An 8,512-nucleotide genomic window follows, 5' to 3' on the forward strand; every position below is an offset into this window, starting at 1 on the left:
CCCCGGAGGAGCAATCGCGGAATGACTAAGATTACACATGACCTGACCGCCTTGCTGGGTTCCCGGATCTGCCACGACCTGATAAGTCCGCTCGGGGCTATCGGCAATGGGCTGGAGCTGCTTTCGATGACCGGCACGGACGGCGCCGAGATGACCCTGATCGCCGAGAGCGTCGCCAATGCGAATGCCCGTGTCCGCTTCTACCGCATCGCCTACGGCGCGTCGAGCATGGACCAGTCGATCGGCGCGGCCGAGATCTCGGGCATCCTGGAGGACATCACCCGCGGCGGGCGGCTGACCATCGCCTGGAACTGCCCGCGCCCGGTGCCGCGGGCGGAGGCGAAGCTGGCCTTCCTGCTGATCCAGTGCCTGGAGACCGCGATGCCCTATGGCGGCGAGATCGTCGTGACCTGCCAGGACGGGCAATGGCGGCTGCACGGGCTGGCGGAGAAGCTGAAGATCGTGCCGGAGCTGTGGGACATGCTGGCGGGCACCGCGCCCGAGACCGAGATCTCGCCCGCCCAGGTGCAGTTCGCCCTGGTGCCCGCGATGACGGGCACGCTCGGCCGTCGGCCGAACGTGCAGATCCGCGACCGGGACGTGCTGATCAGCTGCTGAGCCCGCGGGGCTCAGCTGCGGACCGTGCCGTCGCCGGTGACGAGGTACTTGAAGCTGGTCAGCTGGGTCGCGCCGACCGGGCCGCGGGCATGCAGCTTGCCCGTCGCGATGCCGATTTCCGCGCCCATGCCGAACTCGCCGCCATCGGCGAATTGCGTCGAGGCGTTGCGCATCAGGATCGCGCTGTCGAGCCGCGCGAAGAAGCGCTCGGCCACGGCGTCATCCTCGGTGATGATGCAATCGGTATGGCCCGAGCCGTAGGTGCGGATATGGGCAATCGCCTCGTCCACCCCTTCGACGACCCGCGCCGCGATGATCATGTCCAGGAATTCCTTGCCGAAATCGCCATCCTCGGCCGCCACGGTGCCGGTCACGGACTGCAGCAGCGGATCGGCCCGCACCTCGACGCCCGCCGCGACCAGATCCTCGATCAGGCCCGCGCCGTGCTCTTCGAAATAGGCCCGGTCGATCAGCAGGCATTCCGCCGCGCCGCAGATGCCGGTGCGCCGCGTCTTGGCGTTCAGCACCACCTTGCGCGCCTTTTCCGGGTCGGCCGCCTGGTCGACATAGATGTGGCAGATGCCCTCGAGATGGGCGAAGACCGGCACCCGCGCCTCGCGCTGCACCAGGCCGACCAGCCCCTTGCCGCCCCGCGGCACGATGACGTCGATATAGTCGGTCATGCGCAGCATCTCGGTCACGGCCTCGCGGTCGCGCACCGGGACGAGCTGGATCGCGTCGATCGGCAGCTTGGCGGCGCGCAGCCCGGCCTGCAGGCAGGCATGGATCGCGCCGGAACTGTGGAAGCTCTCGGAGCCGCCGCGCAGGATCACCGCATTGCCCGATTTCAGGCAGAGCGCCCCGGCATCGGCGGTCACGTTCGGACGGCTTTCGTAGATCACGCCGATCACGCCGATCGGAGTGCGGACGCGGCGGATATGGATACCCGAGGGACGGTCCCACTCGTCCATCACCTCGCCCACCGGATCGGGCTGGGCGGCGACCGTGCGCAGCCCGTCGACGATGCCCTGGATGCGCGCCTCGTCGAGCTTCAGCCGGTCCATCATCGCGTCCGACAGGCCCTTCTGGCGGCCGAATTCCAGGTCCTTGGCATTGGCGTCGAGGATCTCGTCGCGACGGTTCCAAACCGCATCCGCCGCGGCCTCCAGGGCCGCCTGCTTGCGCTCTGGCCCGGCCGTCGACAATTCCATTGCCGCAGCCCGCGCGCGGAGCCCCATGGATGCCAACAACTCGGAAACCGTTTCAAGATCCTTCATAACACCATATCATCCCTGTGGATAAGCGCTGCTCTTCCCGAATAGCCCAGAATTTCGGCAATGTCACGTGATTGTCGTCCAGCAATCGCGCCGATTTCTGACGATGTGTAGCGTGTGAGACCGATTCCAACACGCGCTCCGGAGAGGTCCCGGATGGTCACGGGCTCGCCCCGGCCGAAGCTTCCCTCGACGGCCGTGACGCCCGCCGGGAGCAGTGATTTGCCTCGGGCCAAAGCGCTTCGGGCGCCCGCGTCGATGACCAGCTCGCCGCGGGGTTTCATCGCCAGAATCCACGCCTTGCGCGCCGTCGCCGGGTCGAGCTGCGCCCGGAACCAGGTCGAGGGCGCGCCCTCGTGCAGGCCGCGGAGCGGATTGTCGCGGGCACCGAGCGTGATCGCCATGTCGCAGCCCGCTGCCGTCGCCGTGCGCGCCGCCATCAGCTTGGTGATCATCCCGCCCTTCGAGACGCCGGACACGCCCTCTCCGGCCATTGCCTCAATTTCGGGCGTGATCTCCTCGACCGTCTCGAAGCGCCGCGCCGCGGGGTCGAGCGCGGGATTCACCGTGTAGAAGCCGTCGACATCCGACAGGAGAACCAGCTGGTCCGCCCCCACCGTCACCGCGACCTGGGCCGCGAGCCGGTCATTGTCGCCATAGCGGATCTCGTCCGTGGCCACCGTGTCGTTCTCGTTGACGACCGGCACCACGCCGAGCGTCAGAAGCTGGTGCAGCGTCGCGCGGCTGTTGAGATAGCGGCGGCGGTTGGCACTGTCTTCGAGCGTCACCAGCACCTGGCCGGTATGGATCCCGAAAGGCGCCAGCACCTCTTCATAGGCGCGCGCCAGCTGCACCTGCCCGACCGAGGCCGCGGCCTGCGCCTGCTCCAGCGGCAGGTCGCCATCGGGCAGGCCGAGCACCCGCCGCCCCAGCGCGATCGAACCCGAGGAGACCAGCACCACTTCGGCGCCCTCTCCCCGGAGCCAGGCGGCGTCTTCCGCCAGGGTCTTCAGCCAGGCCGTGCGCAGGCCTGTTGCGCGGTCGACGAGGAGCGCCGAGCCGATCTTGATGACGAGGCGCCGTGCCTCGGTCAGGGTTGCCATTTCTGCGGCTCTTCCTTCGATTTCCTCTCGCGCAGACGGCCGCCGTCGATCCGCGAGCGGACCGCGCGCAGCACGTCCTGCAGGCCTTCGCCCGATGCCCCCGACATGGCGAAGACCGGTCCTCCGGCCGCCTCCTCCAGCTCGGCGAGCTTCTCGGCGCGTTCCTCCTCGTCGAGCGCGTCGATCTTGTTCAGCGCCGTCACCCGCGGCTTGGCCGCCAGCTCGCCGCCATACATCTCCAGTTCGGAGATGATCGTCCGGTAGTCTTCGGCCACGTTCTCGGAGGTGCCGTCGATCAGGTGCAGCAGCACCGCGCAGCGCTCGACATGGCCGAGGAAGAGATCGCCGAGGCCCCGGCCCTCATGCGCGCCCTCGATCAGGCCGGGAATGTCGGCCATCACGAATTCCGAGTTGTCGATGCCGACGACGCCCAGGTTCGGATGCAGCGTGGTGAAGGGATAGTCGGCGATCTTCGGCCGTGCGTTCGAGGTCGCGGCGAGGAAGGTCGACTTGCCCGCATTCGGCAGGCCCAGGAGCCCGGCATCGGCGATCAGCTTCAGCCGCAGCCAGATCGTGCGCTCCACCCCCGGCTGGCCCGGATTCGCGTTGCGCGGCGCCTGGTTCGAGGCGGTCTTGAAATGCAGGTTGCCCCAGCCGCCGTTGCCGCCCTTGCACAGCACGATGCGCTGGCCCAGCTCGGTGAGATCGGCGATGACGGTTTCCTCGTCCTCTTCGATGATCTCGGTGCCGACCGGCACGCGCAGGACGATGTCCTCGCCCGACTTGCCGGTGCGCTGGCGGCCCATGCCGCCCTGGCCGTTCTGGGCGAAGAAATGCTGCTGGTAGCGGAAGTCGATGAGCGTGTTCAGCCCGTCGACCGCCTCGACCACGACGTCGCCGCCGCGGCCGCCGTCGCCGCCGTCCGGACCGCCGTATTCCACGAACTTCTCGCGCCGGAACGAGACGGCCCCGTTGCCGCCGGAACCGGAGCGCAGATAGACTTTGGCAAGATCGAGGAATTTCATGGGTCAGCCTTGAAGCGGAAGTTGCAGCGGCGATACCCGCTCCGCGGCAGAGTCTCAAGCCTCGGGAGCGGCAATTTCGCGCGGCGGGCGATTCTGGGTGGTGTCGGGGTCTCGCAAGAGGCTAGCGCGGCGGCCCCGATGGCGCCAGCGCCGCGCGACGGGCCGCCCAGTCCGCTCCGGAGAGCTCGAGGCAGGCGATCTCGACCGGCGCGCGCCAGTACTCGCTCTGCGCCACGCCGCGGCCGGTCTCGCGGAAGCCGAGCCGGTGCAGCACCCGCGCCGAAGGAGCATTGCCCAGATGGTAGTCGGCGGCGACCGGGCCGCCCTCCTGGCGGAAATGCAGGTCGATCAGCGCGGCGGCAGCCTCGGTCATCACCCCCTGCCCCCAGGCCTCCGGCCGCAGCCAGTAGCCCAGCGTGCCAGTCAGCGAGACGACGCCCAAGGGCTGGCCGTCGCGTTCGATCACCCGGCGCATCGGCAGGGCCGCGCTCTGCGCGACCCAGTGCTCGGCATCGGCCATGCCGTAGGGACAGGGCACCGCCCGCAGCCAGCAATGGACCTCCGGCCTTGCGATCTCCGCCGCGATCCAGCCGGCATCCTGCGGCGCGGCCAGGCGCAGCCGCAGCCGCCGGGTGGCGATCGGCGCCGCCATGTCAGCCCGCGGGCGAAAGGCGCTTGAGATAGGTCCAGGTCGGCATCATCCGGTTCTGCGCGACGCAGAAGGCCTCGGCATCGCCGATATACTCGAACCCGGCATGCATCAGCACCCGCGCGCTCTGCGGCGTGGCCTGGAAGACGGAGGCATAGACCGTGTCGAGCCCCAGCGGATTGGCGGCAAGCACCGCCTCGACCGCCTCGGAGGCGTAGCCGGCATTCCAGAAGGCGGGACCGACCCAGTAGGTGATCTCGGCCTTGCCCGCGTCGATCCGCTCCAGCGCGACGACGCCCAGAAGCTCGCTGAGCCCGGCGCGGCTGCCGTCCAGCGCCCAGATATCCTCGCTGCGGGCGGGATCGAGCGCGCGGTCGATATAGGCCTCGGCCGCGCCCGGGGGCAGCGGATGGGGCACGGAGGTGGTGCCGCTGGCAACGCGGGCATCCCCGGCATAAAGCGCCCAGAGCCCCGCATCCGAGCGTTTCAGCGGACGCAGGTCGAACCGCGCCGACGGGATCACCGGCTGCGCCGCGACGGTCGTATGTTCCATGTCTTTCGTCTTCCTCCCAGAAGGTCCGCCGGAAACGGACCGGGCGCCGGTGCGGCCGGCGCAGGAGCCCCCGCCGGCCAGATTGGCGCAAGTCTGTTAACGCCCGGCTTAAAACGGCGAAGGGGACCGGCGTTTCCGCCGATCCCCTGCCTGAGTCTGTGCCGGGTTCGGCTTACTCGGCGGCTTGCGCCACCGGCAGGACCGAAATGAAGGTCCGGCCCTTGAGGCCCTTGTGGAAGGTCACCTTGCCTTCGGCAGTCGCGAAGATGGTGTGATCCTTGCCGAGACCGACATTCTCGCCCGGCCACCACTGGGTGCCGCGCTGGCGCGCGATGATGTTGCCCGGGATGACGGCTTCGCCGCCGAATTTCTTGATGCCAAGGCGGCGGCCGATGGAGTCGCGACCGTTACGGGACGAACCGCCAGCTTTCTTGTGTGCCATGGGGAGGTACTCCTCGTTTCCGGTTATTCCGCGGCGACGCCGGCGGGGATGATTTCGGTGATCTTCACCTGGGTCAGCTTCTGGCGGTGACCGCGGGTGCGCTTCGACGAGTGCTTACGACGGCGCTTGATGAAGGAGATGACCTTGTCGGCCTTCACCTGCTCGACGACTTCGGCCTTGACGACCGCGCCCTCGACGAGCGGAGCACCGATCACCAGCTCGTCGCCGCCGATCATGAGAACTTCGTTGAACTGGACGGTTTCGCCAGCGGAGGCGGTCAGCTTCTCGATGCGCAGAACGTCGCCGTTCTGGACCCGGTACTGCTTGCCGCCGGTCTTGAGGACCGCAAACATGTGTCTACCCTTTTTCGGTTTCGCGCCCTGAGGTCCCGCAAAGCGGCGTTGCTGCGCAATCGCACCATCGGACGGCGTGCCTTTCGGCTATGGTTTTCCCCGCCCATGCGACGGGAAGCCGCCTGATGCAGGAAAATCACCGGTGTGTCAAGCTCGGGCCGGGCTAGAGATCCTCGGACAGCATCATCCGTCCCAGCGCCTTGCCGGTGGCAAAGGAGGTCTCGACGAACATCCGGTCGAAGGCCGCGAAGAGCGCCGCGTTGAAGGCCTGGCCCGCCCCGCTCTCGCTGAAGGCGATATAGGCGTCGAGCTCCTCGGGCGCCAGAGGCGCATAGGCCAGCGTGGTGAAGGAATAGACCCAGTCGGTGGTGGAATCGCGGATCTCGGGCTCCTGTGACAGGATGTCGGCCAGCGGGTCGCCCTGCCCCTCGCCGCCCGCGCCCTCGGCCAGGCCGTCGAGGAAGGCGATATTGGCGTTGAGCGCGCCGGCCACGTTCGAATCGATCAGCCCGTTGACCTCGACGAAGCGGTCCACCTGGCCGAGGAACGGCGCGCCCTCGGCCTCCAGCTCGCCGACCCGCGCCAGGCTTGCCTCTTCGACCCCGTCCTCCAGCATCGCGCGGCGGGCGGAGAGCTCCAGCTCGACGATGCGCCCGCCCTGCGGCGAGGAGAAGAAGTCCAGCACCGCCTGCGACTCGCCCGGCTCCAGCCCCTCGGCCACCGCGTCGCGCAGCTTCGGCTCCCAGTTGCCGGGATCGTTGATCGCCTCGACGATCCGCGCCCAGCCGGCCCCGCCCTGCCCGTCGAGCATGGTCTCGTCCAGATCGGCGCCATGGCGGCGGCTCTCTTCGGCCATGATGCCCAGCAGCTCGTCGAGCCGCAGCGCGTCGAGGATGCGCTCGGCCCCGAGGGCAGATTGCGCCCCGGCCGCGGATGGCAGGGCGGCGACGGCAAGGGCGGTTGCGAAAGCGGCGGGAAGGATGCGTCCGAACATGGCTGGAACCTCTGGCATGCGTCGGCAAATCATAGGTCCGACCGGCTGCCCGCGACAAGTTTCGGGAGAGGCGAAAATTCTGCATCTTTCCCTCTTGCAGCCCGCGCGGCGTTTCTTTAAGCAGCCGCACACTGACTGGAGAGGTGCCGGAGTGGTCGAACGGGGCGGATTCGAAATCCGTTGACCCCCTCTGGGGGTCCCAGGGTTCGAATCCCTGTCTCTCCGCCAGTTAGCCTCCTTTTTCAAGGACATAGCTGGACGCGCAGACGCGGCGGCCGGACGGAAGTCCGGTCGCCCGCGCGCGTTTCAGCCGACTGCGGCGCGGTAGAGATGCCAGGTCGCATGCCCCAGCACCGGCAGCACCACCAGGAGCCCGAGGAAGAAGGGCAGCATCGCCAGCAAGAGCGCCCCCGCCACGATCGCCGCCCAGGCCGCCATGGTCCGCGGGTTCTGCTTCACCGCCTCCAGGCTGGTGAGAATCGCGGTGACGTAGTCGACCTCGCGGTCGAGCAGCATCGGCATGCCGAACACCGTCACCGAAAACAGCAGCGCCGCCAGCGCCGCGCCGACGGCAAGCTCCATCGCGATCAGCATCATGCCGTTCGCCGAGAAGAAGATGTCCCAGGAGGTGAAGACATTCACCATGGTCATCTTGCCGAGGAAGAGCGCGAAGAGCATGTGCGCCAGGAAGATCCAGATGATGAAGATGCCCATCACCAGCACCGCCAGCGACGGGATCTGCCGCCCCGCCTCGCGGCGCAGCACGCCGAGCACCCCCGGCCAGTCCAGCGGCTCGCCCTGCTCCAGCCGGCGGCTGACCTCGTAGAGCCCGACCGCCGCGAAGGGGCCGATCAGCGGGAAGCCGAAAGCGGCGAGGATCAGCCAGTAGCTCTGGCCGGTGATCTCGGTGATGGCGAACATCGCCAGCCCGCCGAGCGCGTAGACGAGGCCGAAGAACAGGCCGAAGGCCGGGGCCCTGCAGAAATCGTCCCAGCCCCGCTCCAGGCACTGGCGCACCACCGGCCAGGTGACCGGATGCAGCTCCGGCGCGCCCTGGGGCAGTCGGCCGCCCTGCATCTCGACATGCGTCATGATTTTCCTCCCTATCATCCGTCTGTGCGGTTTTGCCACAGCGTTTGCGGGAATCGGCGGGCTTGTCAAATCCCCTGAGCCGGGTTGTCGCATTTATATACCGGAATACATTACCCCCCGCGCCATAGGCGCCCGCGGGCATCTGAGCCATGCTCGGCCCGCAGCCATTCCCGGACGCTGGGCGTCCCATTCCAGGAGGCAGAGCCATGAGCACTGACCAGAGCCACGTTTCCCCCGAAAGCGCGATTCCCGGCTTCAGCGAGACCGACGACCTGCCCGCGGATACCAGCACGCCCGGCATCGTCTCGGCCGGCAGGGCCTTGTTGCACAAATCGTGCGAGGGATTCACTGCATGAATCCAGCATGATAGCCGGTAGGCATGAGCAGTTGGGCCCCTACGAAGTACAAG

General features: G+C 68.0%; 10 protein-coding genes, 1 tRNA gene and 1 pseudogene. 3 read left to right on the forward strand and 9 right to left on the reverse strand.

All coding sequences use genetic code 11. The annotated features are described in order from the left end of the window. The first annotated feature begins 21 nt into the window (after positions 1-21). The gene (locus FGX59_RS05800; protein WP_138465570.1) at positions 22-618 is read left to right on the forward strand and encodes a histidine phosphotransferase family protein; all 597 of its coding nucleotides are present in this window, start codon (positions 22-24) and stop codon (positions 616-618) included. 11 nt (positions 619-629) lie between these two features. On the opposite strand, the gene FGX59_RS05805 is transcribed toward FGX59_RS05800, so the two are convergent. From FGX59_RS05805 to FGX59_RS05840, 8 genes and pseudogenes are all read right to left on the reverse strand, one after another. Further along, positions 630-1,895, reverse strand: coding sequence for a glutamate-5-semialdehyde dehydrogenase (locus tag FGX59_RS05805; protein WP_138465571.1), 1,266 nt, complete (start codon positions 1,893-1,895; stop codon positions 630-632). After that, positions 1,892-2,995, reverse strand: coding sequence for a glutamate 5-kinase (proB, locus tag FGX59_RS05810; protein WP_138465572.1), 1,104 nt, complete (start codon positions 2,993-2,995; stop codon positions 1,892-1,894). Before proB ends, FGX59_RS05805 begins: the two co-directional genes overlap by 4 nt. Further along, positions 2,983-4,020 (reverse strand): GTPase ObgE, encoded by a 1,038-nt coding sequence (gene obgE, locus FGX59_RS05815; RefSeq protein WP_138465573.1) that lies wholly within the window; start codon positions 4,018-4,020, stop codon positions 2,983-2,985. The genes proB and obgE overlap by 13 nt, the downstream gene beginning before the upstream one ends. A gap of 121 nt (positions 4,021-4,141) precedes the next feature. Continuing rightward, positions 4,142-4,672, reverse strand: coding sequence for a GNAT family N-acetyltransferase (locus FGX59_RS05820; protein WP_138465574.1), 531 nt, complete (start codon positions 4,670-4,672; stop codon positions 4,142-4,144). Between the two features lies 1 nt (position 4,673). Further along, on the reverse strand, positions 4,674-5,222 hold the full coding sequence (locus tag FGX59_RS05825) for a GNAT family N-acetyltransferase (RefSeq protein WP_138465575.1): 549 nt from the start codon (positions 5,220-5,222) through the stop codon (positions 4,674-4,676). Positions 5,223-5,394: 172 nt separating this feature from the next. Further along, entirely contained in the window at positions 5,395-5,664 is a 270-nt protein-coding gene (gene rpmA / locus FGX59_RS05830) for a 50S ribosomal protein L27 (protein ID WP_138465576.1), read from the reverse strand. 38 nt (positions 5,665-5,702) lie between these two features. After that, positions 5,703-6,017 (reverse strand): annotated as a pseudogene (rplU, locus tag FGX59_RS05835) (50S ribosomal protein L21); the annotation flags it as partial. 163 nt (positions 6,018-6,180) lie between these two features. Further along, positions 6,181-7,011 carry a DUF2059 domain-containing protein gene (locus FGX59_RS05840; protein WP_171060523.1) on the reverse strand — a complete coding sequence of 277 codons (831 nt, stop codon included), beginning with the start codon at positions 7,009-7,011 and terminating at the stop codon, positions 6,181-6,183. Between the two features lie 137 nt (positions 7,012-7,148). Between FGX59_RS05840 and FGX59_RS05845 the strand changes: the two genes are divergently transcribed. Continuing rightward, positions 7,149-7,239, forward strand: a tRNA-Ser gene (locus tag FGX59_RS05845). A gap of 78 nt (positions 7,240-7,317) precedes the next feature. Here FGX59_RS05845 and FGX59_RS05850 read toward each other — a convergent pair. Further along, positions 7,318-8,103, reverse strand: coding sequence for a DUF2189 domain-containing protein (locus tag FGX59_RS05850; RefSeq protein ID WP_240722269.1), 786 nt, complete (start codon positions 8,101-8,103; stop codon positions 7,318-7,320). A 206-nt stretch (positions 8,104-8,309) separates the two neighbouring features. Here FGX59_RS05850 and FGX59_RS37485 point away from each other — a divergent pair, with 206 nt between their 5' ends. Beyond that, the gene (locus FGX59_RS37485; RefSeq protein ID WP_171060524.1) at positions 8,310-8,459 is read left to right on the forward strand and encodes a hypothetical protein; all 150 of its coding nucleotides are present in this window, start codon (positions 8,310-8,312) and stop codon (positions 8,457-8,459) included. The last annotated feature ends 53 nt before the right edge of the window (positions 8,460-8,512 follow it).

The organism is Poseidonocella sp. HB161398 (assembly GCF_005870025.1).
Lineage (GTDB): Bacteria > Pseudomonadota > Alphaproteobacteria > Rhodobacterales > Rhodobacteraceae > Mangrovicoccus.

Coding starts and splice junctions, on each gene's coding strand:
- FGX59_RS05820 (WP_138465574.1), bottom strand. CDS start 4,672: ATGGCGGCGCCGATCGCCACCCGGCGGCTGCGGCTGCGCCTGGCCGCG.
- FGX59_RS05805 (WP_138465571.1), bottom strand. CDS start 1,895: ATGAAGGATCTTGAAACGGTTTCCGAGTTGTTGGCATCCATGGGGCTC.
- FGX59_RS05800 (WP_138465570.1), top strand. CDS start 22: ATGACTAAGATTACACATGACCTGACCGCCTTGCTGGGTTCCCGGATC.
- rpmA (WP_138465576.1), bottom strand. CDS start 5,664: ATGGCACACAAGAAAGCTGGCGGTTCGTCCCGTAACGGTCGCGACTCC.
- FGX59_RS05825 (WP_138465575.1), bottom strand. CDS start 5,222: ATGGAACATACGACCGTCGCGGCGCAGCCGGTGATCCCGTCGGCGCGG.
- FGX59_RS37485 (WP_171060524.1), top strand. CDS start 8,310: ATGAGCACTGACCAGAGCCACGTTTCCCCCGAAAGCGCGATTCCCGGC.
- obgE (WP_138465573.1), bottom strand. CDS start 4,020: ATGAAATTCCTCGATCTTGCCAAAGTCTATCTGCGCTCCGGTTCCGGC.
- FGX59_RS05850 (WP_240722269.1), bottom strand. CDS start 8,103: ATGACGCATGTCGAGATGCAGGGCGGCCGACTGCCCCAGGGCGCGCCG.
- FGX59_RS05840 (WP_171060523.1), bottom strand. CDS start 7,011: ATGTTCGGACGCATCCTTCCCGCCGCTTTCGCAACCGCCCTTGCCGTC.
- proB (WP_138465572.1), bottom strand. CDS start 2,995: ATGGCAACCCTGACCGAGGCACGGCGCCTCGTCATCAAGATCGGCTCG.